The sequence below is a fragment of the Streptomyces sp. NPDC051738 genome, assembly GCF_044453205.1.
Taxonomy (GTDB): domain Bacteria; phylum Actinomycetota; class Actinomycetes; order Streptomycetales; family Streptomycetaceae; genus Streptomyces.
In genome coordinates this window covers 121,330-143,756 of record NZ_JBITCM010000014.1, presented here as the reverse complement: position 1 = coordinate 143,756, position 22,427 = coordinate 121,330, and the positions used below count along the sequence as shown (strand labels likewise).

General features: G+C 70.8%; 20 protein-coding genes and 1 pseudogene. 8 read left to right on the top strand and 13 right to left on the bottom strand.

What is annotated here, in order from left to right; all coding sequences use genetic code 11:
• Nucleotides 1-62: 62 nt before the first annotated feature.
• The 3 genes and pseudogenes from ACIA8X_RS30140 to ACIA8X_RS30130 all read right to left on the bottom strand — a co-directional run bounded on the left by ACIA8X_RS30140 (nt 63) and on the right by ACIA8X_RS30130 (nt 5,198).
• Nucleotides 63-1,799, bottom strand: a complete 1,737-nt coding sequence (locus ACIA8X_RS30140; protein WP_399459587.1) for a hypothetical protein — start codon at nt 1,797-1,799, stop codon at nt 63-65.
• A gap of 237 nt (nt 1,800-2,036) precedes the next feature.
• Entirely contained in the window at nt 2,037-3,671 is a 1,635-nt protein-coding gene (locus ACIA8X_RS30135) for an amidohydrolase (RefSeq protein ID WP_399459586.1), read from the bottom strand.
• Between the two features lie 21 nt (nt 3,672-3,692).
• Nucleotides 3,693-5,198: pseudogene (locus ACIA8X_RS30130) on the bottom strand (APC family permease).
• A 125-nt stretch (nt 5,199-5,323) separates the two neighbouring features.
• Between ACIA8X_RS30130 and ACIA8X_RS30125 the strand changes: the two are divergent.
• From ACIA8X_RS30125 to ACIA8X_RS30115, 3 genes are all read left to right on the top strand, one after another.
• Nucleotides 5,324-6,082: a TetR/AcrR family transcriptional regulator gene (locus ACIA8X_RS30125; RefSeq protein ID WP_393447041.1), complete on the top strand. Its 759-nt coding sequence runs from the start codon at nt 5,324-5,326 to the stop codon at nt 6,080-6,082.
• A gap of 15 nt (nt 6,083-6,097) precedes the next feature.
• The gene (locus ACIA8X_RS30120) at nt 6,098-6,562 is read left to right on the top strand and encodes a pyridoxamine 5'-phosphate oxidase family protein (RefSeq protein ID WP_393447039.1); all 465 of its coding nucleotides are present in this window, start codon (nt 6,098-6,100) and stop codon (nt 6,560-6,562) included.
• 79 nt (nt 6,563-6,641) lie between these two features.
• The gene (locus tag ACIA8X_RS30115; protein ID WP_393447037.1) at nt 6,642-7,034 is read left to right on the top strand and encodes a VOC family protein; all 393 of its coding nucleotides are present in this window, start codon (nt 6,642-6,644) and stop codon (nt 7,032-7,034) included.
• 137 nt (nt 7,035-7,171) lie between these two features.
• Here ACIA8X_RS30115 and ACIA8X_RS30110 read toward each other — a convergent pair whose 3' ends face one another.
• The 4 genes from ACIA8X_RS30110 to ACIA8X_RS30095 form a co-directional block, all read right to left on the bottom strand.
• On the bottom strand, nt 7,172-7,483 hold the full coding sequence (locus ACIA8X_RS30110; protein WP_393447035.1) for a DUF4235 domain-containing protein: 312 nt from the start codon (nt 7,481-7,483) through the stop codon (nt 7,172-7,174).
• Nucleotides 7,484-7,499: 16 nt separating this feature from the next.
• On the bottom strand, nt 7,500-8,513 hold the full coding sequence (locus ACIA8X_RS30105; protein WP_393447033.1) for a glutathione S-transferase family protein: 1,014 nt from the start codon (nt 8,511-8,513) through the stop codon (nt 7,500-7,502).
• A gap of 210 nt (nt 8,514-8,723) precedes the next feature.
• Nucleotides 8,724-9,173 (bottom strand): nitroreductase family deazaflavin-dependent oxidoreductase, encoded by a 450-nt coding sequence (locus tag ACIA8X_RS30100; RefSeq protein WP_393447031.1) that lies wholly within the window; start codon nt 9,171-9,173, stop codon nt 8,724-8,726.
• An 84-nt stretch (nt 9,174-9,257) separates the two neighbouring features.
• On the bottom strand, nt 9,258-9,887 hold the full coding sequence (locus ACIA8X_RS30095; protein ID WP_393447029.1) for a LysE family transporter: 630 nt from the start codon (nt 9,885-9,887) through the stop codon (nt 9,258-9,260).
• A 318-nt stretch (nt 9,888-10,205) separates the two neighbouring features.
• On the opposite strand from ACIA8X_RS30095, the gene ACIA8X_RS30090 reads away from it, so the two are divergent.
• Both ACIA8X_RS30090 and ACIA8X_RS30085 read left to right on the top strand, forming a co-directional pair.
• Nucleotides 10,206-11,414: a cytochrome P450 gene (locus tag ACIA8X_RS30090; protein WP_399459585.1), complete on the top strand. Its 1,209-nt coding sequence runs from the start codon at nt 10,206-10,208 to the stop codon at nt 11,412-11,414.
• A gap of 12 nt (nt 11,415-11,426) precedes the next feature.
• Nucleotides 11,427-11,657, top strand: coding sequence for a ferredoxin (locus ACIA8X_RS30085; protein WP_393447025.1), 231 nt, complete (start codon nt 11,427-11,429; stop codon nt 11,655-11,657).
• A 72-nt stretch (nt 11,658-11,729) separates the two neighbouring features.
• Here the strand turns inward: ACIA8X_RS30085 and ACIA8X_RS30080 are convergent, their stop codons facing one another.
• Nucleotides 11,730-12,281 carry a TetR/AcrR family transcriptional regulator gene (locus tag ACIA8X_RS30080; RefSeq protein WP_393447023.1) on the bottom strand — a complete coding sequence of 184 codons (552 nt, stop codon included), beginning with the start codon at nt 12,279-12,281 and terminating at the stop codon, nt 11,730-11,732.
• A 111-nt stretch (nt 12,282-12,392) separates the two neighbouring features.
• On the opposite strand from ACIA8X_RS30080, the gene ACIA8X_RS30075 reads away from it, so the two are divergent.
• The gene (locus tag ACIA8X_RS30075) at nt 12,393-12,851 is read left to right on the top strand and encodes a nuclear transport factor 2 family protein (RefSeq protein ID WP_093909912.1); all 459 of its coding nucleotides are present in this window, start codon (nt 12,393-12,395) and stop codon (nt 12,849-12,851) included.
• A gap of 67 nt (nt 12,852-12,918) precedes the next feature.
• On the top strand, nt 12,919-13,449 hold the full coding sequence (locus ACIA8X_RS30070; RefSeq protein WP_393447021.1) for a flavoprotein: 531 nt from the start codon (nt 12,919-12,921) through the stop codon (nt 13,447-13,449).
• Between the two features lie 54 nt (nt 13,450-13,503).
• Here ACIA8X_RS30070 and ACIA8X_RS30065 read toward each other — a convergent pair whose 3' ends face one another.
• The 5 genes from ACIA8X_RS30065 to ACIA8X_RS30045 all read right to left on the bottom strand — a co-directional run bounded on the left by ACIA8X_RS30065 (nt 13,504) and on the right by ACIA8X_RS30045 (nt 20,221).
• Nucleotides 13,504-15,969, bottom strand: coding sequence for a CBM35 domain-containing protein (locus ACIA8X_RS30065; RefSeq protein WP_399459584.1), 2,466 nt, complete (start codon nt 15,967-15,969; stop codon nt 13,504-13,506).
• An 82-nt stretch (nt 15,970-16,051) separates the two neighbouring features.
• Nucleotides 16,052-16,885: a carbohydrate ABC transporter permease gene (locus ACIA8X_RS30060; protein ID WP_393447017.1), complete on the bottom strand. Its 834-nt coding sequence runs from the start codon at nt 16,883-16,885 to the stop codon at nt 16,052-16,054.
• Entirely contained in the window at nt 16,882-17,802 is a 921-nt protein-coding gene (locus tag ACIA8X_RS30055; protein ID WP_393447015.1) for a carbohydrate ABC transporter permease, read from the bottom strand. The genes ACIA8X_RS30060 and ACIA8X_RS30055 overlap by 4 nt, the downstream gene beginning before the upstream one ends.
• Nucleotides 17,803-17,804: 2 nt before the next feature.
• A complete protein-coding gene (locus ACIA8X_RS30050; protein WP_393447013.1) occupies nt 17,805-19,127 on the bottom strand; it encodes an ABC transporter substrate-binding protein in 1,323 nt (440 codons plus the stop codon).
• A gap of 56 nt (nt 19,128-19,183) precedes the next feature.
• A complete protein-coding gene (locus ACIA8X_RS30045; RefSeq protein WP_393447011.1) occupies nt 19,184-20,221 on the bottom strand; it encodes a LacI family DNA-binding transcriptional regulator in 1,038 nt (345 codons plus the stop codon).
• Between the two features lie 70 nt (nt 20,222-20,291).
• On the opposite strand from ACIA8X_RS30045, the gene ACIA8X_RS30040 reads away from it, so the two are divergent.
• Entirely contained in the window at nt 20,292-22,415 is a 2,124-nt protein-coding gene (locus ACIA8X_RS30040; RefSeq protein WP_399459583.1) for a glycoside hydrolase family 36 protein, read from the top strand.
• The last annotated feature ends 12 nt before the right edge of the window (nt 22,416-22,427 follow it).

The following is a 22,427-nucleotide window of genomic DNA, read 5'->3' as shown; positions in this document are numbered from 1 at the left end:
GCCCGGCCGACTTCCGGCCGGGCAGCGGCCCCTTGGCATTGCCGTTGAACAGGACTGACGCGTCAGCCGTCGAGCCAGTCGCCTTCGACACCCGTGGGACGGTATCCCGTGGCGTTCCAGAGGAAATGCGGGTGCGCGCCGGCGAACATGTAGGCGAGCAGCGCGGTGTCCTCCCTCCCGGTCCGAGGGTCGTGCAGGGTGTGGAACTTCTCCGATCCGACTACGCCGGAGTCCTGTTGGACTTCACGGGCGCGGGCCGGGGACGGCGCGGCCCTGGATGCCTCCACGGCGGCTATGTAGGTGCGGCGCAAGATCTCCCAGGTGCTGTCGATGTTGCCGTACCAGGGGCCGTGCAGTGCTTCGAAGGCATGGAGCTCGGCGTCGAAGAGGGGCCACATCTGGGGGTATTGGGCCCGGCAGCGTGCGGACAGCTCGGCGGTCCGGGTGCTCAGCGCCGGTGCGGTGGGCCGCGGGGCGATGGTGAGGCTGGTGCCGTGGGTGAGCATGCCGGTGCATGCGTTGGGCTGCAGGTCGCACAGCGGGCACCCCTCGGCCGGGGGGAGGCCCTGGGTGATGCCGTCGAACCACAGGGCGTGGCGGCCCGTGAGCCCCATCCAGACGATGGTGGTGGTCATCAGCCAGGTGTTCCACATCGAGGTATGCGCCTCGGGCATGCAGCCGTACTTGACGATGGCTATGGCGCAGGCAGCGTAGAAGGCCTTGGTGTGGGTGGGCATGTCGGCGAGCCAGAAGTTGCTGATCTCGCCGGTGAGGGCGTCGGCTCGTACGTCGGCCATGTCGTCGATGGCGCGGCACAGCAGCAGGGAGGCGAGGTTTTCTTCCTGCCAGAGTTCGGTGTCGGGCGCGACGTGCCAGAACAGGCAGTCCATCATCTGCAGGATTGAGTAGGTGCTCTGGCCGAGTGGGTTGGTCTGGGGGAGTACGACGCTGCCCGCGTGGTGCTGTTGGAGCCAGTACTCGTCGACGGATCGCTTGTGGGCGGAGAAGAGTCCGCTGACCAGGGCGCGTGCGCTGTTGGTGCTGAAGTTCTCGGCCAAGCGGCCTTCGGCGTGCTGGGTGAGGCGCGTTGTGTCGATGGTGTCGACAACGCGTTTGTATTCGTGGAAGACGAGGATGTCGTCCTCGAAGCGGTGGCGGTGTCCGAGGTCGCGTTCGAGGTCGTTCATCTGCCGGGTCCAGGACCAGCCACCGGTCAGGACGCTGTCGAGTTCCCGGCGGTACGGCCAGGTCTTGGTGGTGAGGGGACGACCGGCGCTCTGCCGCCAACCGTAGTCACCCAGCGTGCGTGCGGGGGGCGTGGGCAGCCGACGGCAGAGCGGGCAGGTGCAGACGGTTGCCTGCTCCTCCTCGCGCGGTGGGGTGAGTGCCCGGCTCCGCCAAGCGCCTTCCAGCATCATGCAGGTCAACCGGCATATCTCAATGTCGGTGCTGACTTGGGGGAAGGCCTTCTCGATCACGCGCAGGCCGGCGTCGAGGTGCCTCAACCTGGCGTAGCCCTCCTCGTCGGGCGGGAGCAACGCAGGCTGCGCCAGTTGGAGGGCTCCCGCCAGATGCAGCGTGGTGCCGGAGGGGCGGGATCCGAATGCGTCAAGGCGCTGCTGAGCGGCGTTCTGGGCCTTTCGGTACTGCTCCGTGCTGCCATTGATGCGTTTCATGAAGAGGCGGGCCAGGGCGTTTCCCGCCTCCGTGGGCTGGAGCTGGAGCTGGGTGCTTGGCTGCGCCGGGAGCAGTCTGTTGGCGGACGCCGTCGGAACAGCACCTGCGATTCGGGATTTCACACCGGTCTCCCATCAAGCTGTGGTCATGACAAAGGAATCGTTCGACCGTGGCTGTGGGCCGGTCGCGTCCGGGGATCTTCTGTACCGTCGGCGACGGCATCGCCGAGCAGTAGTCGGGACGGCCTCCGCGCACTCGAACTGGGCTTTGGGGATCGAAAGTTGAACCGAGAAGCGCTACCAAGCTGCCCAGAGCGTAAATGATCTACACCGTAACCGGACCGTGATCTGCGTTACTGCTCATGCCCCTTGAGCTGCGTATACTCGCGCACCCCCGACATAAGTGAGAGATACACGCGTCTGTGCGATCTCCTCCGGCGGCCCGTCGAACGGGTCGCGGTCCAGGACCACCAGATCCGCGAGTGCCCCGGCGCGCACCGCGCCCGTGTCGTCGAGGTGGTTCACATACGCGGAGCCCGCCGTGTAGGCGGTCAACGCCTCGGCGAGTCCCATGCGTTCACCGGGCAGGAACACCGGCGTGTCGCCTCCGTCCGGTGCCACACGGTTGACCGCCACATGGATTCCCTGGAGCGGATCCGGGCTGCTCACCGGCCAGTCGCTGCCCGCCGCGAGCCGGGCGCCGGAGCGCAGCAGCGCGCCGAACGGGTACTGCCACGCGGCCCGTTCGGGCCCCAGGAAGGGGATCGTCAGCTCGTCCATCTGCGGCTCGTGCGCGGCCCACAGCGGCTGGATGTTCGCCGTGGCCCCGAGCCGGGCGAACCGCGGCACGTCGGTGGGCTGGACGACCTGGAGATGCGCCAGGTGGGGCCGCGTGTCGCTCGGCCCGTTGGCAGCGCGCGCGGCCTCGATCGCGTCCAGCGCGTCGCGTACGGCCCGATCGCCCAGAGCGTGGAAGTGGCACTGGAAGCCGAGCGCGTCCAACTCGGTGACGTACGTGGGCAGTTGCCCCGCGTCGATGAAGCTGGTGCCCCGGTTGGCGGTGGCGCAGCCGCACTTGTCGAGGTAGGGATCCACCAGGGCGGCCGTACCGGTCTCGGCGACGCCGTCCAGCATCAGCTTGACGCTGCCCGCACGGAACCGGCCGTGGCTCAACGCCTCCCGCCGCCCGGCCAGTTCGGGAATCTGCTCCGAGCCGCGCTCGCGGTCCCACCACAGCGCCCCGACGACACGCGCGGTGAGCGAGCCGTCCCGCGCGGCCGCCAGATACGCCTCGGACGGGTCGTCCATCCCGAGGAACTCCCCGACCAGCGCGTCCTGCCAGGCCGTGATGCCGAGCGCGTGCAGATGCCGCTGGGCATGCAGCAGGGCCGCCACCCGGTCGGCCCGCGTGGCCGGCGCAGTGAGCCGCCCCACCAGCTGCATCGCACCCTCCTGCAGGCTCCCCCTCGGCTCACCGGAGGCGTCCCGGTCGATCCGCCCGTCGGCCGGGTCCGGCGTGTCGCGCGTGATGCCCGCGAGCGCCAGGGCGCGGCTGTTGACCCAGGCGCCATGATGGTCCCGGTTGGGCAGATAGACCGGCCGGTCGGGCACCACCGCGTCCAGCAGCTCCTTCGTCGGCGTACCGCCCTCGAAGGCCTCCATCGACCAGCCGCCCCCGGTGATCCACTCCCGCTCGGGGTGTGCGTCGGCGTACGCGCGCACCGCGGCGAGGGTCTCGTCCGCCGTCTTCGCCCCGGTCAGATCGCACTGGGTGAGCTCAAGACCGGCCGGCATCGGATGCACATGCGCGTCCTGGAAACCGGGCAGCAGCAGCCGCCCGGCGAGGTCCACCACCTCGGTCCGCGGCCCGGCGAGATCGTGCACCTCCTCCCGCCCTACGGCAGTGATGCGGTCGCCGGTGACGGCCACGGCGGTCGCGGTGCGGCCCTCGGGGGTGAGGACGGGGCCGCCGGTGAAGAGGAGATCTGCGTGCATGATCCGTTTCCTGGTGGGGAGTTATCGGGAGGTGACGAGGAGCTGGGGCGCGTCGGCGTCGGTGCCCTTGCCGGTGCGGAAGTACGGCGACCTGCGCACCCACCTGGCCCAGGCGGCGGCCACGAAGCCGGACGCGATCATCGCCAGGGGAGTGGCCAGCAGGAACCACCCGTTGTCCGCGCTGACTTCGAAGTGGTCGGCGGAGGTGTAGAACGACCAGCCGAGGTAACCGCCGAGGCCCAGCAGCACGGCCGCGCTCAGCGCCGGCAGCACGACCGCGCGCACCCCCTCCCGCCAGTCCTCGCGCAGCAGCGCGCGGAACCGCACCGCCGCCGCGAGAGCCGTGAGGGCGTACGACAGGGCGACCACGATGCCCACCGCGCTCACCGTCGCCATGATCATGTCGGCGAGGCGCGGGATGACCAGCGCGAGTGCCGCGACCGCCGCGGCGAGCGCGCCGATCAGCACGGTGCCGGCGGCCGGAGTCCCGTACCGGGGGCTGACCTTGGACCACACCGGCCCGAGCGTACGGTCCCGGCTCATCGCGAACATCGCCCGGGCCGTCGGGATCACCCCGGCCTGCAGCGAGGCGACCGCCGAGAACATCAGGGCGATCAGAGGGAGCGCGGCCCACGGCTGGGACGCCAACCGCTCACCGAAGAAGGCGAGCCCTTCGGGGCCGTGACCGACCAACTCCTCCTCGGACAGCACGCGTTGGAAGGCGACCGAGCCGAGCAGGAACAGCGCCAGCATGGTGAACAGAGTGGTGATCCCGGCCCGGGACGCGTCGCGCGGGTCGCGCACCTCCTCGTTGACGCTGAACGCGGACTCGAAGCCCCAGTAGCAGAACACCGACAGCAGCATGCCCTGCGCGAGTGCCGTCGCCGACGGGATCGCGAACGGGTCGAACCAGCTCAGGCTGAAGTCGTGCGGCCCGGTGACGATGCCCTATCCGCAGAAGCCCAGCAGGACGACGTACTCGAAGACCAGCAGCCCGGCCTGGAGGCGCGCGGCGGTGCGGATGCCGGTCACCGCGGTCAGCGTGACCGCGACCAGGACCAGGATGCCGAGCGCCGTGGTCTGCGCGGTCGAACCCGGGTCCAGCGCCAGGCCGCCCACCCGGTGCAGCCCGGCGTCCCCCGCCAGCTGGATCAGGGCCGAGCCGGTGACCGCCGTGGTGTACGCGAGGAACGCCACCACCGCCACGATGTTCACCCAGCCCACCATGAAGCCCAGCCACGGGGTGAGCGAACGGCCCACCCACACATAGCCGTTGCCCGCGTTGGGCTCGACCTTGTTGAGCCGGGAGTAGGCACCCGCGATGCCGAGGATCGGCAGGAACGCCAGCAGCATGATCGCCGGCAGGTGCAGGCCGACCACCCCGGCAGTGACCCCCAGACCGATGCCGATGCTGGTGGTCGCGGCCGTGCTGGACGCGGCGATGGCGACACCGTCCATGACGCCGAGGGACTTGCGCAGCGCGGGCCGCGCTGGAGGATCGACGCTGTAGGGCTGCTGGTCGGACATGGCCGGTCTCCGCTCGCACCGGGGGGCCTGGGCGGCCCCGATGAGCGGACATGAAACTGCCCGGGGGCTTAACAGGTCAACGGTGTTGTCATAAGGTGCCCGCACCGGACCGAGGGAGGCAGTCCATGAGCGAGCGCGTCGTCCCGCCCACCGCCCGGCGGCGCAGGCGCCCCACCAAGCAGGGCGTCGTGCTGTCCGAGGCCCTGATCGTCGAGACGGCCCTCAGACTCATCGAGGAGCACGGCGCCGACGCCCTCTCGGTACGCCGCCTCGGCCGCGCCCTCGGCGCCGACCCCAGCTCGCTGTACCGGTACTTCCAGCACACCGACGACCTGATGCTCGCCATCGCCGACGAACTCATCGGCCGTACGCTGCGCACCTGGCGCCCCACCGGAGACTGGCGCGCCGACCTCAGGGACCTCGGCCTGCGCATGCACGCCGGGGCCCTCGCGCACCCGCGGGCGGCGGTCCTCAGCTCGTACCGGGTGACCGGGCGGGCGTACGAGATCCAGGCCGTCGAGACCATCCTGGGCGTCCTGCGCCGCGCCGGGTTCCCCGACGCCGAGGCGGTGCGGATCTACCACGTGTTCGTCGACCAGGCCCTCGCCCACGGCGCCCTCGACTCGGCGAGCGTGGCGATGCCGAAGGCCGCGCGGGAGGCGGAGGAGGCCGTCTGGCGGGCGACGTACGCGCGACTGCCCGCGGACACCCACCCGCACATCGCCGCCACCGCCCGCCATCTCGTGGCGGACATGCCGCACAGCTCCTACCCGGCCGCGCTGGACCTGCTGCTCAGTGCCGCGGAGGCTCGACTGGCGGCCACGGGTCCCCGGCCGGCCCGCCCGGCAGCGACACTGGACAGGTCCGTCAACACCGCCCCCTGAGGAGGCCGTTCGCCGATGACGCCGCAGCCCGCACGCCCCGCCAAGCAGCGCAAGCAGGACACCCTGCACCGACTGGAGCACGACGAGGACGTGTGGGTCGCCACCGCCGAGGTCGACGGGGGCGTGCCGTATCTCGTCCCGCTCTCCTTCCTCTGGGACGGCTCCACCCTGTTGCTGGCCACGCCGGCCAACAGCCCGACGGGCCGGAATCTGCGGACGACCGGCAGAGCGCGCCTCGGTGTCGGACCGACCCGTGACGTCGTCATGATCGAGGGCACGGTCGACGCCCTCACCGTCGCCCAGCTGCCCGAGGAGGTCGCCGAGCGCTTCGCGGCCAGGACCGGCTTCGATCCCCGTCGACTCACCACGCCCTACCTGTACTTCCGCGTCCGGCCGCAGCGCGTGCAGGCCTGGCGCGAGGCCAACGAGCTGGACGGGCGGGAGCTGATGCGGGACGGGGAGTGGCTGGTGGCGGACTGAAACGGCCCGGTCGGGACACCCGGGAGGTGCAGGGCGGCGGGACAGGACCGTCCCGCGCCCCGGACCCTTCGGAGGAGTCATGTCGTTGGTGAAAGCGGGCTTTGTCGTGCTCGACTGCGCCGAGCCGGAGAAGCTCGCCGTGTTCTACCGGGAACTGCTGGAGGCCGAGCAGACGGAGGCGACCGCCAACCGCGTGGAGATCACGGGCGCCGACGGCACCCGGCTCGCCTTCCGCCGCGACGTGAACGCGACGCCCCCGAGCTGGCCGCGCCCCGAGAACTCCCTCCAGGCCCACCTGGACTTCGTCGTGGAGGACCTGGACGAGGCGGAACGCAGGATCGTCGGGCTCGGCGGGCGCCCCCTGGAGGCGAAGGACGCGGCGAGCCCCTACGAGGAACGCGGCTTCGCCGACCCGGCCGGCCACTCCTTCACGCTGCGCCTCGTCGCATCCACGGCGCCGAAGCAGGGCTGAGTCACCGGGGGCGGTGCCGGTCTGCCGGGGGTGGACCTTCCTGGGCCGCCGCCGGTGTGCCGGATGTTCGGCGTCCTGGGCTGCCCCGATCTGTAGGTTCGGCCTCCTGGGCCGTCCCCGGTCTGTCGGAGGTGAGTTCAGTCCCGACCGCCCTTCTCGCCGCCCGGCCACACACCCGTCGAGCGTTCGATCGCCTTCGCGCCGGTTCGGTCCGCCACGCTGCGGGCCACCGCGAACAGGGCGCCCTGGACCGCGGCCGCCAGCAGGATCTCCCCCCAGCCGCGGTCCCGGTCCAGCGCGTCGGGGGCGTCCTCCTCGTGCCGTATCGCCATCCAGGTCTTCCGGAAGGCGAGCCCCGCCAGCCACCCGCTCGACCAGCCGAGCGCGAACCCCAGGGGTTTGTACGCGAGGGGAAGCTTCAGCTTCTTCTTCTGGGTCTTCTTGGCCACGTGCGCCTCCTTGGTGTCAGGGCCGCCCCCGAGCAGGGACTTCCTCGGCCTGAGGAGCCGGCCCGGGCGGTGTCCCGTCGCCGAACGGCCTGCCGCCCAGCTCCTCGCGGTGGTGCGGCGTCAGCCAGCCCGGCAGATCCGGCCCGAGGGGCACGATGCCGGTCGGGTTGATACCGCTGTGCACCCGGTAGTAGTGCCGCTTGATGTGGTCGAAGTCGACGGTGTCACCGAATCCCGGCGTCTGGTAGAGGTCGCGGACGTACGCCCACAGCACCGGGTTCTCCGCCAGCTTCCAGCGGTTGCACTTGAAGTGGCCGTGATAGACGGCGTCGAACCGGACCAGCGTGGTGAACAGCCGGATGTCCGCCTCGGTGATCGTGTCGCCGACCAGATAGCGCCGCCCGGACAGCCGCTCCGCCAGCAGCTCCAGCCGCCGGAAGAGCCGCGCGCACGCCGCGTCGTACTTCTCCTGCCCGTCTGCGAAACCCGCCCGGTACACACCGTTGTTGACGTCCTCGTAGACGTCCGCCATCACGCTGTCGATCTCGTCCCGCAGCGGCTCCGGGTAGAGATCGGGCGCCCCCTCGCGGTGCAGGGCCGTCCACTCGGTGGCCAGGTCGAGCGTGATCCGCTGGTAGTCGTTGGTGACCAGCCTGCCGCTGGGTACGTCCACGATCGCGGGGACGCTGACGCCGCCCGGGTAGTCGGTCTTCCGCCGGTCGTAGGCCTCACTGAGGTAGCGGATGCCGAGCACCGGGTCGCGGCCCTCGGGGTCCAGCGTGAAGCGCCAGCTGCGGTCGTCCTGGATCGGGTCGGCGATCGCCAGCGACAGGGCGTCCTCCAGACCGAGCAGCCGCCGGGACACCAGCGCCCGGCTCGCCCACGGGCAGGCACGGCTGACCACCAGCCGGTAACGCTTCGCCGCCACCGGCCAGCCGTCCCGGCCGTCCGCCGTGATCCGGTCCGTGAAGTGGGCCCTGGACCGCTGGAACGACTTCCTGCCGTAGGCGGCGTTACCCCCGTCGCTCATGATCGCGCCCCTCTCTCTGCCGCATGCCATCGCCGGACGCCCGGATTCCGTCGTGGGCCGGGTTCCCCGATGGCACGGTGTGAGTCCATCGGCCTGGGGGCGGCACAGGGAAGCCCCGCCGCGACGGGGGAACGCGGCGGGGCCTGACGCACGGGTGCCCGGGGAACGTGGGTTCATGCGTCCTGGGCGAAAAAAATTCCGGGACCTCGGTCAGTCCCCGTCGAACGGCTCCAGCACGAAGACCGGGATCACCCGGTCCGTCTTCTCCTGGTACTCGGCGTACGGCGGATAGGCCGCGACCGCACGCTCCCACCAGGCGTCCTTCTCCGCACCGGTGATCTCGCGGGCCCGCATGTCCCGTTTCTCCGGCCCGTCCTGGAGCTCCACATGGGGATCGGACTTGACGTTGTGGTACCAGACCGGGTGCTGGGGCGCCCCGCCCAGCGACGCCACCGCGGCATAGCGCCCCTCGTGCTCGACGCGCATCAGCGGCGTCTTGCGGATCTTGCCGCTCTTGGCACCCCGGGTCGTGAGCAGGATCACGGGCATTCCCGTGTCCATGAGGGTCGTCCCCTTGGTGCCGCCGGAGCTCTCGTACAGCTCCACCTGGTCGCGCACCCACTGGGTCGGGCTGGGCTCGTACTGGCCCTCAAGAGGCATGGCATCCGTCCCGTCGTCGTGTCGTGGTCCTGACTGACTGCGTGCTCTACAACACCAACGTGTGCGGGTTTCATCCTGCCTCGACTACCTCTCCATCGACATCCGTACGGCCAACGCCAGGATCACGCCGCTCGACACCAGCGCCGTCACCAACCGCCCCCGGTGCCCGGTGAGCAGCCGCCCCAGCAGCGCCCCGCCCCCGGCGAGCAGCAACTGCCAGCTGGCCGACGCGGCGAACGCGGCCAGGACGAAGACGCCCTGTTCCAGGGGCGGTACGGCGTCGGTCGCACGGGTGCCGAGGACCAGGGCCGCGAAGTAGATGACGGTGGTCGGGTTGAGCAGCGTGATGCCGAGGAGCGTCAGGTACGCGCGCGCCGGGCTCGGGGGAGGGGGCGTGGAATGGGTGGCGAGCCGGTGGTCGCGGTAGTGCCGTACGGCGATGACGGCGCCTCGCACCGCGAGGACCGCCAGCACCAGGGCGGAGGCCCAGCGCAGTGGCCCCAGGACCGGACGCAGCGCGGCGGCGAGCGCGGAGCCGCCGAGGGTGGCCACGAGGGCGTAGAGGCCGTCGGCGGTCGCGACGCCGAGCGCGGCGCAGGCCCCGGTCCGCGGGGACGTACGGGCGGTGAGGGAGACGAGGTAGGTCGCGACCGCGCCGACCGGGACGGCGATGCCGTAGCCCGCGAGCAGTCCCGCGACGAGCGCGGCGGTCACGGCGTGGGAAGCGTAGGCCTCCAGGGACGGCCGGGCTGCTGCTGGAACCGCACCGGACGAACGGTGACGGTCGGCGGCAGGCAGGCGGTGGTTGTAGACATGGCCGGATTCTGCGGGTGACGGCCGCCCGACGACAAGCGAATTTCCCGGCAGTACCGGCGGCACCGGCCCGACGGCGTCGAGACCGAAGCTCTGTGCGACGATCCCCGGCCAGATTGTCGGTGCGCCTGATCTGGCCGAACTTGGCGTCCCTCCTTTAGGTGCCCCGGGCATCTAATGAAGATCGGCACGACGCACTCTTCGTCTGCGAGGTCTTCGATGACGGACATGACGGAATCGCACACCGTCGCCTTCCCTCAGAACCGCACCTGTCCGTACCACCCGCCCACGGCCTACGACCCCCTCCGCGATGCGCGCCCGCTGGCCCGTATCACCCTCTTCGACGGCCGCCCGGTATGGCTGGTCACCGGCCACACCCTCGCCCGCACCCTGCTGGCCGACCCCCGGCTGTCCTCCGATCGCATGCGGTCCGGCTTCCCCGCGCCCACCGCCCGGTTCGCGGCGATCCGCAACCGGAAGACCGCGCTGCTGGGCGTCGACGACCCCGAACACCGGGTCCAGCGGCGGATGATGGTGCCCAGCTTCACGCTCAGGCGCGCCGCCGAGCTGCGTCCGGAGATCCAGCGGATCGTGGACGAACGGCTCGACGCGATGATCGCCCAGGGACCGCCCGCCGAGCTGGTGAGCGCCTTCGCGCTGCCGGTGCCCTCGATGGTCATCTGCGCCCTGCTGGGTGTCCCCTATGCCGACCACGACTTCTTCGAGGGTCAGTCCCGGCGCCTGCTGCGTGGCCCCACGGCCGCCGACACCATGGACGCCCGAGACCGGCTCGAGGCGTACTTCGTCGAGTTGATCGACCGGAAGCAGAAGCAGTCGGAGCCCGGCGACGGCGTCCTGGACGAACTCGTCCACCAGCAGCTGCGCGACGGCGACCTGGACCGCGACGAGCTCATCGCCCTCGCGACCATCCTGCTGGTCGCCGGCCATGAGACGACCGCCAACATGATCTCCCTCGGCACCTTCACCCTCCTCCAACACCCCGACCGCCTGGCCGAGTTGCGTGCCGACCCGGGGCTGCTGCCCGCCGCCGTCGAGGAGCTGATGCGGATGCTGTCGATCGCCGACGGCATGCTGCGGGTCGCCGTCGAGGACATCGAGACGGACGGCGAGACGATCCGGGCGGGCGAGGGCGTGGTCTTCTCGACCTCGGTCATCAATCGCGACGAGTCGGTGTACCCGGATCCCGACACCCTCGACTGGCACCGCCCGGCCCGCCACCACGTCGCCTTCGGGTTCGGCATCCACCAGTGCCTCGGCCAGAACCTGGCCCGCGCCGAGATGGAGATCGCCCTGCACACCCTCTTCGACCGGCTGCCCACCCTCCGTCTGGCGGTTCCTGCGGAGGGAATCCCCTTCAAACCCGGCGACACGATCCAGGGGATGCTGGAACTCCCCGTGACCTGGTAAGAGGCTCCGGTCATGCACAACGAAACGAACGAATCAGGCCAAATCCACATCGGCATCGACCACGACCTCTGTATCGGCGCCGGCCAGTGCGCCCTGGCCGCCCCGTCCGTCTTCACCCAGGACGACGACGGCTTCAGCGCCCTGATCCCGGGCCGGGAGGACGGCGCCGGCGACCCGATGGTGCGGGAGGCCGCCCGGGCCTGCCCGGTCAGCGCCATCACCGTGTCGGACGAGGGGAGTTGAGGCGGGCCACATCACCCGCAACCTCTTGCCGTGAGCGGGCCCGCACCCGGAGCCGGGCCCGCCCACCCCATCTCAGTGCGCCGCCAGCAGTGCCCGCGCCGCCTCCCGCGCCTCCTCCGCCGGTCGGGTACCGCCCGTGATCCCCGCCGTGACCATGGCGCCCTCGGCCAGCAGATACAGCGGCCCGGTCAGCGCGTCGGGCCGTTCGGCCCCGGCCACCAGCAAGGCGAGGTAGTCGCGGAACGCCCGCTTGTGCGCCCGGACCTGGTCCGCCACCCGCTCCGACCGGGCGCCCAGCTCGCCGTAGGAGTTGATCCAGGCGCACCCGCGGAAGTCCGCCTCGCCGAACCACTCCTCCAGCCAGTCGAAGACGGCCAGGATCCGCAGCTCGGGGTCCGGCTGCCGCTCGACGTACTCGGCGAGCCGCCCGCGCCAGCGCACGTCGCGCCGCTCCAGGTATGCCTCGACCAGCTGCTCCTTCGCCGGGAACAGCTGATAGAGCCGCTTGAGCGAGACCCCGGACGCGCCCCGGATGTCGTCCATGCCGACGGACTGGATGCCGCGCCCGTAGAACAGGCTCTCCGCGGCGTCCAGTGCCTGCTCCCGGGCGGTTGCGCTGTCCATGTACGACCTCTCCTTGACGCGAGAACGAGCGTTCTCCTACGGTAGCAGTCATGCTGGAGAACGCACGTTCTCCCCTGTTCTGCCCGGCCGTTCCGGCCCTGGAGGGATGACATGACCGACCGCCCGCCCCTGCCCCCGTTCACCCGCGAGAGCGCCGCACAGAAGGTGCAGGCCGCCGAGGACGCCTGGAACACCCGCGACCCCCACAAGGTCGCCCTCGCCTACTCCGAGGACTCGGTGTGGCGCAACCGCGGCACCTTCGTCACCGGCCGCGCCGAGATCGTCGAGTTCCTCACGGCGAAGTGGGCCCGCGAGCGGGAGTACGCGCTGCGCAAGGACCTGTGGGCCTTCGACGGCAACCGCATCGCGGTCCGCTTCCAGTACGAGTGCCGGGACGCCGAAGGCCAGTGGTGGCGGTCGTACGGCAACGAGTTGTGGGAGTTCGACGAGCACGGGCTGATGACCAGGCGGGAGGCCAGCATCAACGACGTGCCGATCGAGGAGAAGGAGCGCCGGGTCTTCGGGCCGCGCCCGGAGAACGAGCGGGGGCTGTCCTTCCCGGTGCGCTAGGGCGACCGAGGGCGACAGGGCGGTTGCGTGCGCCAGGCCGGTCGAGGGCCTTGAGTAGGGTTCCCGGATGACCGAACAGGCCCGTAAGCCCTTCCTCTACGTCGTCATCTGCGCCGCCGGGATCGCCGCCGACGTCAGCAAACTGATCAGCGCCGCGCAGGAGCGGGACTGGGAGGTCGGCGTCATCGCGACACCGGTCGCCATGAACGGGTTCTTCGACACCGCCGCCGTCGAGGCCCTGACCGGCCGCCCGATCCGCGCGGCCTGGCGCACACCCGCGGACCCGCGCCCCTTCCCGCCGCCCGACGCGGTCGTCGTCGCCCCGGCCACCTTCAACACGCTCAACAAGTGGGCCGCCGGCATCGCCGACACCCTTGCCCTCGGCACCCTCTGCGAGGCGTACGGCCTCGGCGTGCCCATCGCCGCCCTGCCCTGCGTCGCCGACGCGCTGGCCGCCCATCCCGCCTACCAGGACAGCCTGATACGGCTGCGGGGGATGGGCGTGCGCCTCGGGGAGCCGTACACCGGCGAGGTGGGGGAGGACGGCGGGCGGCCGGAGTTCGGGTGGGTGAGGGCGCTGGACCTACTCGGGCGGTGACCCGGGCCCCGACCGGGGTCCCGGGTCACCGCCGCGATGATCGGGTCGAGCCCGTCAGCCGACGACGCGGCCCAGTTCGATCCGGTCGATGTTCGGGGCCCACGCGCTCGCGTTCCCGAACGTCACCGTGTTGGAGCCCTTCTTCAGGTCGACGGGGACGCCGAGCGTCCAGTAGTCGTCCGTGCTCCAGGTGTTCTTGAAGGTCGCCGTGACGGGAGCGGCGTCCCCGACCGTGATGTCCGCCGTACGGGACATGATGTCCGTGTTGTAGGCGTGGCCGTTGTCCCGCCGGTCGTTGTGGGCGTAGTGGACGACCAGCACATAGCGGCCCGAGCGGGGTGCGTCCACCGTGAACCCGGCGGTGCCGGCAGGACTGTTGCCGAGCGAGCCGATGTAGGAACCGGCGGACGCGTACGGGGAGTCGACCAGTTCGGCGCCGCCCGCGAGGGTCGCCGAGGCGGCCTCGTAGGAGAGCGTGCCGGTGGTCGAGCCGTTGCCCGAGACATCGAGGGAGCGGACGGCGGCGTGCCGGGCGGTCAGGGCGACACGGTTGTTGCCGGCCACCAGGTAGAGCCGCAGGGGCTTGCCGGGCGACGCCGTCACCGTCTCCCCGTGCAGCGCGAGCCGCACTGGCGCCGTGGTCTGCGGTACGACCGTGAAGTAGCCGTCGCGCGGGGCGTAGACGTCGAACACCGCCTTGTCCCCGGAGCGCAGGACGAGCGAGCCGGTGCCCACCCCGGCCGAGGAGGAGTAGTCGTAGGACGGCGTGCCGCTGATGTCGGCGAGCGTGGCCTCGTAGCGCGCGGAGGGCACCGCGGTGCGGGCGGTCAGGTCGACGCGGTCGAGGGTGACCTCGGCGTCGCCCTTGGCCAGCGTCAGCGTGTGGGTGCCTGCCGACAGCCGCACACCGACGTCCTTCTTGGCGCGGTAGGTCCAGTTCTCGGTGGACGGGTAGGTCACCGTGACGGGGGCGCCGCCGTCGACGGACAGCTGCTGGGCGGCGGGGCGGCCGGACTGGTTGCCGTAGAGGATCGCCAGGTCGTACGTCCCGTCCTTCGGGACCGTCACGGTGAAGGCGACCTTGCTGGTGGCCTGGTTGAGCGAGCCGACGTCCTTGGTGCCGGAGGCCGCGTAGCCGTTGGCGTTGTCGACGGTGCCCTGGGTGTAGACCTTGCCGTCGGTGATGGCCGCGTCCTCGGCCTCGTACGACGCCGACCAGGGCACGGAGGCGGGGGAGGGGCTGCCGGTGCCGCCGGGGGTGAGGACGATCCGGTACGCGGACATCTTGTGCAGGCCGCGCAGCGGGACGGTCACCGTGCCGTCGTCCGCCACCTTGACCTTCGTACGGGCGAGGACGCGCGGCGCGGCGTGCTGCCCTTCGTAGCCCGACCAGGCGGCCTCGGCGACGGTCGCGGTGACCGTACGGCCGAAGACGGACCGGGAGACGTTCTCCACCACGACGTCGGAGTCGCCGTCCGAGCCGCCGAGCAGCACCTGGGCCTGGCGGCGCGAAGTGTCGAGGGAGGCCAGGCCCTGGAGGGTGTCGATGGTGTTGGCCCGCGGCGGGGTCACCTTGACGGTGTCGCCGGTCAGCCCGGCGTACCAACGGAAGAACCACCAGCCGCCGTTGGGCATGTTGGAGCGCACGACATGGCCGCTGAGGTTGCCGGCCGCGTCCCAGTAGGCCGCGTTGGCGTACACCTTGTTCCGCTCGAACATCGAGACCCACTGCACGAGTTGCCCCGGCACGGACAGGTCACGGCGGTTGGCGTACTCGTCGATGTTGATCTTCAGCGGGGCTATCCCGGCCGCCCGCTCCAGGGAGCGGTAGTCGTCGTAGTGCGCCTGGAAGTCGCGCAGCGAGCCGGAACCCAGCTCGTGCCAGGTCATCACCTGGGGCAGCACGTTCTCGCGCTTGGCGAAGGCGAGGAAGTCCCTGAGCAGGCGGGTGTGGTAGCCGGCCTCGTTGGGGCCGGCGATCCGCGCGTCGGGGTCGATGGCGCGGATGCGCTGGTACACCGTCTTCCAGTCCTTGAAGAACCGGTCGCGGTTGGCCTCGTACTGCGCCTGGTCGGCGACGCCGAGCTTGTACCAGATCTGGTCGGGCTCGTTGAACGGGATGTAGACGAAGCGGTCGCTGTTCGGGTCGGCCGCGACCTCCTTGGCGATCTTGTCGACCTTGGGGAGGTAGTCGTCGATGCCGAGGTCCTCGTACGGCCACCTGGCGTAGATGTCCTGCATCATCACGTTGATCTCGCCGCCGCCGTTGCGGAAGAACGACTTGGAGACGGTGAGCGCGTCGCCGTTCGGGTGCTGGGCGCCACCCTCCGGCTTCTGCGAGACGCTGGTGACCTTCAGGGGCGCGAGCGCGGCGTCACTGGGCACCCCGTCGTCGCTGAGCCCGTACAGCGCGCCGTTGGCGCCGAGCATCACCGCGCCCTCGGAGGCGGCGAGGTCGACGGTGAGGCGCTGCGGGTCGGCGGCGGCCGCGGACCCCGTCGCGGGGAGGGTGGCTGCCATGGCGGCTACTCCAAGTGCGGCTGCTAGCAAGGCGGTGCGGGATCTTGTGCGGGTGGGGGCGATCACGCTGTTGGACCTCCGGTCACTTGACGGCTCCACTGGTGATTCCGGACACGATCTTTCGCTGGCCGACGAGGAAGACGGCGACCATGGGCAGGCTCATCACCACGACGTACGCGAAGACGAGATGCCAGTTGTTGAGGTAGAGCTGGGCGCTGGCGACCTGGTAGAGGTTGAGCGGCAGGGTCGCCCGCTCTCCGCCGCCGAGGACGAAGAACGCGTAGAAGACATCGCTCCAGGCGTAGAGCATCACCATGATCGTCGCCGTGGCGATCACCGGCCGGAGCAGCGGCATGACGATCCGCCAGAAGATCCGCGCGGGTGTCGCCCCGTCGATCCTGGCCGCCTCCTCCAGCTCCATCGGGATGGCGCGGATGAAGCCGGTCATGAAGAAGATCGACGTCGACAGGTACATGCCGGTGTAGACGGCGATCATGCCGGGCCGGGTGTTCGCCAGGCCCAGCTGCCGCAGCTCCATCACGATGGTGATGACGGCCGGAGGCAGCAGCAGCCCGCTGATGCACAGCGCGTACGCCGCCGAGACCAGCTTCGACCTGCGGCGCGCGAAGACCCAGGCGGCGCCCGCGCCGAGGAGCAGCACGAGGACGACTGAAGGCACCACGACGAGGAGGGAGTTGAGGAAACCGCGCAGCATCTCGCCCTGGCCGACCGCGTCCGCGTAGTTGTCGGCCGGCTGCCAGTGCCGGGGCAGGTCCAGGTTGGGCTTGATGGCCTCCGCCTGCGGCTTGGCTGAGGTGACCGCGACCAGCCACAGCGGGACGCCGACCGCCAGACCGGCGAGCAGCAGGACGAGGGCAGGGCGGCCGTACCGCCACACCGGGGCCACCCGCGTCATAGCGTCTGCTCCCTTCGCCTGAGGCCGACGACCAGCGGAATCGCCACGGTGACCACGACCAGGAACAGGACGAGGCTCATCGCGGAGGCCTGGGCGTACAGGCCCTGGCCGAAGATCCGGAACATGTAGATGTTGAAGACCTCCGTGGAGGCAGCCGGCCCGCCGCCCGTGGTGGCCTGCACGATGTCGAAGGTGTTCATCGAACCGATCAGCGCCGTGGTGACGTTGAAGGTGACGGCCGGCGCGAGCATCGGCCAGCGCACCGACCAGAAGGTGCGCCACGGCCCGGCACCGTCCATCCGGGCGGCCTCCAGCATGTCGCCGGGGATGCCCTTGAGCCCGGCCAGATAGATCAGCATGGCCAGCCCCATCCACTTCCAGCCGTGGATGAGGGTGACGACGACCAGCGTCCACGTCGTCGAGCCGAGCCAGGGAACGTCCGTGCCGAGCACGGAGTTGAGGGCGCCGTCCTGGTCGAGCAGGGCCTGGAAGACGTAGCCCGTGGCGAGGGCCGAGATCAGCACCGGTAGGAAGAAGACGGCGCGGAAGAACCGGTTGAAGCGGGTGTCGTCCTCCAGCAGCAACGCCAGCACGAGCCCGAAGGCGTTCTGGAACACCGCCGCCAGCAACGCGTACAGCAGCGTCGTGCGGATCGCGCGCAGCAGGGAGCCGTCGTCGGCGATCGTCCGGAGGTTGTCGAGGCCGGTGAAGGCGATGTCCGCGTGGTAGGAGGACCAATTCGTGAACGGGTAATAGAAGTTGAGCAGGTTCGGCACCAGGAAGAAGCCCGCGAAGACGACGATCGCGGGGAGCGCGAAACACCAGGGGTGGTGCACGGCGGCGCGGGGCAGCCGCCCCACCTTCTTCGGCGCGCCCGCTGCCGATGTGGGCTTGCTGCGTACGACTGTGTGAGCCATGGTCAGAACCCGGTCGCGCCCTGGGCCTTGGCCACTTGCGCGAACTGGTCCTGGATGGCCTGGGCGACCTGCTGCGGGCTCTTCTTGTCGAAGATCATGTCGGCGAGGTAGAGGTGGGTGTCCGGCGCCACGATCGCCTTGGCCTGGAATACGCCGGCGGCCTTGGGCAGGGCGGCGACCTGGTCCTTGGAGGTCTGCGGAAGCCCGTCCGGCGTCGGGACGGACGGCTGCACGGACGGAATCTTCATCGCCTTGATGTAGTCGGCGTAGTCGGGGCCGAGCCAGAAGGCCAGGAACTGCCGGGCGGCGTTCTGCCGCTTCTCGTCGCCGGTCTTGAAGGCGACGACACCGTTGGTCTGGTCGGGGGAGTACAGGCCGGTGGCCGAGGAGTTGGCGACCGGGAACCAGCCGATCCTCTTGTCGATCTCGGCGGTCGAGTACTTGGCCTGCAACTGGCTCTGGAAGGAGGTGACGTTGAGGACCATGCCGACCTCGCCCTTCCACAGCGCGTCGGCCTGACCGGTGAAGGTGCCGGTGCGGTAGTTCTTCTGGGCGAGTCCGGCGTCGAGCAGCTTCTCCTTGTACTTCTTGATCGCGCCGACGACGACCGGGTCGGTCCACTTCTCCTTGTTCTGGTTCAGCCCGTCCCACCACTGCTGGTCGAGGTCGGTCAGCTGGATCTGCGTCTGCCACTGCAGGGGCCACTTGTCGCCGCCGGCCTCGTAGAAGCCGGCCGCGTCCGTGTCGTCGACGACCTTGTGGCCCAGCGCGAGCAGCTCGTCGTAGGACTTCGGGAAGTCCTTCTCGGCGAGGCCCGCCTGCTTGAAGACGTCCTTGTTGTAGTAGACGCCCAGCATGGCCGGGCTGGTGACGATCGCCGCGTACCGCTTGCCGTCGATGACGCCGAGCGACTTCTCGGTGTCGCCGAGCCTGACCTCCCACGGCTCCCCGTCGAGGGTGAGGAGGTTCTGCTGCGGCTGGACGAAGGGCAGCGTGGAGACGGACGGCTGCCAGAACATCAGGTCGGGGCGGTCGCCGGACGCGAGCTTGGTCGGCACGTTCGACTCGTACGGGTCCGGGATCGCCTGGGTCTCGACCTCGGCGCCGGTCGCCTTCTCGAAGGCGTCGACGACCTGCTTGGGCGCGGTGACCGTGTTCTGCGCGGTCCACATGGTCAGCTTCACGCCGTCCAGGCGGGCGGTCGGATTCACCGCGGTCTGCTCGGCGTCCGTGCCGGAGTCGCCCGCGGTGGGGTCGCTGCACGCGGTGGCGGCCAGGGCACAGGCGCATATCAGGGCCAGCGCGGGGAGGGCTCTCGTCTTCATCACGTACCTCAAGTGCCTTTCGTGAACCGGGTGTTCAGTGCGGCGGTACCGAGATCTCAGTCGTGGACGGGCGGCGGCCCCGAGCTCTCCCGCACCACCAGCTCCGGTACGGAGACGGGGTGCGGGGCGACCTGCGCGGACTCCTCCAGCGCCCCGTGCAGCAGGGCGAAGGCGGCCCGCCCGAGGCCGGTGAAGTCCAGGCGTACGGTCGTCAGGGACGGGGTCAGATACGCGGAGTGCGGGGCGTCGTCGAACCCGGCCACGCTCACCTCGCCCGGCACGGACCGGCCGGCCTCGTGCAGGGCGCGGAGCACGCCGAGCGCGAGGTCGTCGTTGCCGCACAGGATCGCGGTGACGGCCGGGTCCTTCGCCAGCTTCCGGCCCGCGGCGTGGCCGCCCGCCGGGCCCCAACTGCCCTGTACGGGACGGGGTTCCGGCGCCCCGGCCTCCTTCAGCGCCTGCCGCCAGCCGGTGGTGCGGGCGCTGGTGCGCCGGGTGCTGGACGGGATGGCGACGTAGTGCACGGTCTCGTGGCCGAGGGAGAGCAGGTGCCGGGTGGCCTGGTAGGCGGCCTCGCGGTCGTCGGCCCACACCCAGGGGCGGCCGGGGTCGGGCGGGCTCGCCGGGGTCTCGATCACTCCGACGACCGGTAGGTCGGCGGGGACGGCGTCCAGGGCCCGTACGCCGGCCGGATCGTATGCGATCACGATCAGTCCGCCGCCCGCGTCCGCCGCGCGCTGCACCTCGGCGGCGACGGCGGCCTCGTCCGCCGATTCCAGGACGCCTATCCCGACCGCATACGACTCGGCGCGAGCCGCCTCCTCGATGCCCTGGAGGATCGACGCGTAGCCGTAGTGGGTGGTGTTGGCGGTGAGCACGGTCACGGCCCGGCTGCGTCCGCTGGCCAGGGCGAGCGCGGTGGCGTTGCGGCGAAAGCCCAGCTCGTCGATGGCGGCGAGGACCCGCTCCCGGGTCGCGGGCTTGACGCTGGGATGGCCGTTGATCACCCGCGAGACGGTCTGGTACGAGACGCCGGCGGCGCTCGCGACGTCCCGGATGCTCGCCGGGCGCCTTGTGTGACCGGTCACATTCATGCGAGGATTGTGACCGGTCACACAGAGGTCGTCAAGAGACCGTAACGATGGATTCACGCGGGGAGGTACCTTGACCGGTACGGCGGACGCGACGAGTGAAGTCTCCAACGCACCTGGAAATACGCTCAGTTGGGGACATTCGGCACTGGAGGTCGAGTTCGCCACCGCCTCGGACGGCACACTGCGGCTCGTCCGGCTCGGCAGCGGTCCCGGTGACCGGGTGGACCCCGAGTCGGCCCTGCCGCTGGTGGAGTTGACCGCCCTCGGCCACGGCAGCGGCTGGTCCGGCTCGCGCTTCACAGGAACCGCCCTCGGTTCGCGGCTCCGCCACCGGGCCCACCGCAGCGGCCGTCGGGCCGACTGGGAGTGGCTGACCCTCGAACTCCACGACCGGGCAAGCGGGTTGACGGCGTTCGTCGAGCTGTCGTCGCCCACCGGGGTGCCGGTGCTCCGCTCCCGGGTCCGGCTGCGCAACGAGGGCACGGAGCCCTTGGTCGTCCAGTCCGTCAGCAGCCTTCTCCTCGGCGGCCTACCCGCGCCGGACGCCCTCGACGTGCACCGGGCCCGCAACGACTGGCTGGCGGAGTGCCGTTGGTGGGCCGAGCCGCTGCGCGCGACCGTCGCCGACATCAACGTCCGGGTCCACCAGCACGACAGCCGGGCCGCCCTCCACCTCACCGGGCGCGGCAGCTGGCCCACCGACGGCCACCTCGCGATGGGTGCGCTGACGGAACGGGACGGTGGCCGGACCTGGCTGTGGCAGATCGAGTCCCCGGCCGGCTGGCGCTGGGACCTGGGCGAACACGAGCGCGGCACCTACCTGGCGCTGAACGGCCCCACCGACGCCGAGCACCAGTGGCGGGTCGGGCTCGCGCCGGGTGAGGAGTACACCACCGTGCAGGCCGCACTGGCCCTCGGCCCCGGGCTCGACGCGGCGATGGGCGCGCTGACCTCGTACCGCCGTGCCGTCCGCCGCCCGCACCCGGACCACAGCACGCTCCCCGTCGTCTTCAACGACTACATGAACACACTGATGGGCGACCCGACCACGGAGAAGCTGCTGCCCCTGATCGACGCGGCGGCGGAAGCGGGCGCCGAGTACTTCTGTGTGGACGCCGGCTGGTACGACGACTCCGCGGACGGCGGCTGGTGGGACAGCGTCGGCACCTGGCTGCCGTCCGCACGGCGCTTTCCCGAGGGCGGGATCCGGGCGGTCCTGGACCGGATCCGGGAGCGCGGCATGGTGCCCGGGCTGTGGCTGGAGCCGGAGGTCGTGGGCGTACGCAGCCCGATCGCGGCCGAGCTTCCGCCGGAGGCCTTCTTCCAGCGAGACGGTGTGCGCCTCGCCGAACAGGGCCGCCACCAGCTCGATCTGCGCCACCCTGCCGCCCGCGCCCACCTCGACAAGACGGTGGACCGGATCGTCGGCGACTGGGGCGTGGGCTACCTCAAGCTGGACTACAACATCGTGGTCGACCCGGGAACCTGCGCCCCGGGAGACCTCGCTCCGGGGGCCGGACTGCTCGGCCATGCCCAGGCGTATCTGGAGTGGCTGTCCGAGGTCCTGGACCGTCACCCCGGTCTGGTCGTCGAGAACTGTGCCTCCGGCGGCATGCGCATGGACGGTGCCACCCTCGCCGTCGCCCAGCTCCAGTCCACCAGCGACCAGCAGGACCCTCTGAGCTACCCGCCCATCGCGGCCTCCGCGCCCACCGCGGCCCCACCCGAGCAGGGCGCCGTCTGGGCCTACCCGCAGCCCGACTTCGACGACGACCTGATCAACTTCACCCTGGGCGGGGCGCTGCTCGGCCGCATCCATCTGTCCGGCCACCTCGACCGGATGTCGGAGCACCAGTTCGGGCTTGTACGGGACGCGGTGAGCACGTACAAGTCGATCCGCGGGGACCTCGCGGCGGCTGTTCCGTTCTGGCCGCTGGGTCTGCCGGGGTGGACGGACGAGTGGCTGGCCCTCGGGATGCGGGTGCCGGGCGGTTCCTCCTACGTCTCCGTGTGGCGTCGGGGCGGGGAGGCCGAACTGCGGCTTCCCGTACCGCACTTGGCGGGAGGCGAGGTCCGTACGGAGATCCTGCACCCGTCCGCGCCGACCGCCGGCACGGCGAGCTGGGACGGGGACGGACTGCGAGTGACCCTGCCCCACACCCCCGGCGTGCTGCTGATCCGGCTGACTGCGTAGGGACCCTGACGG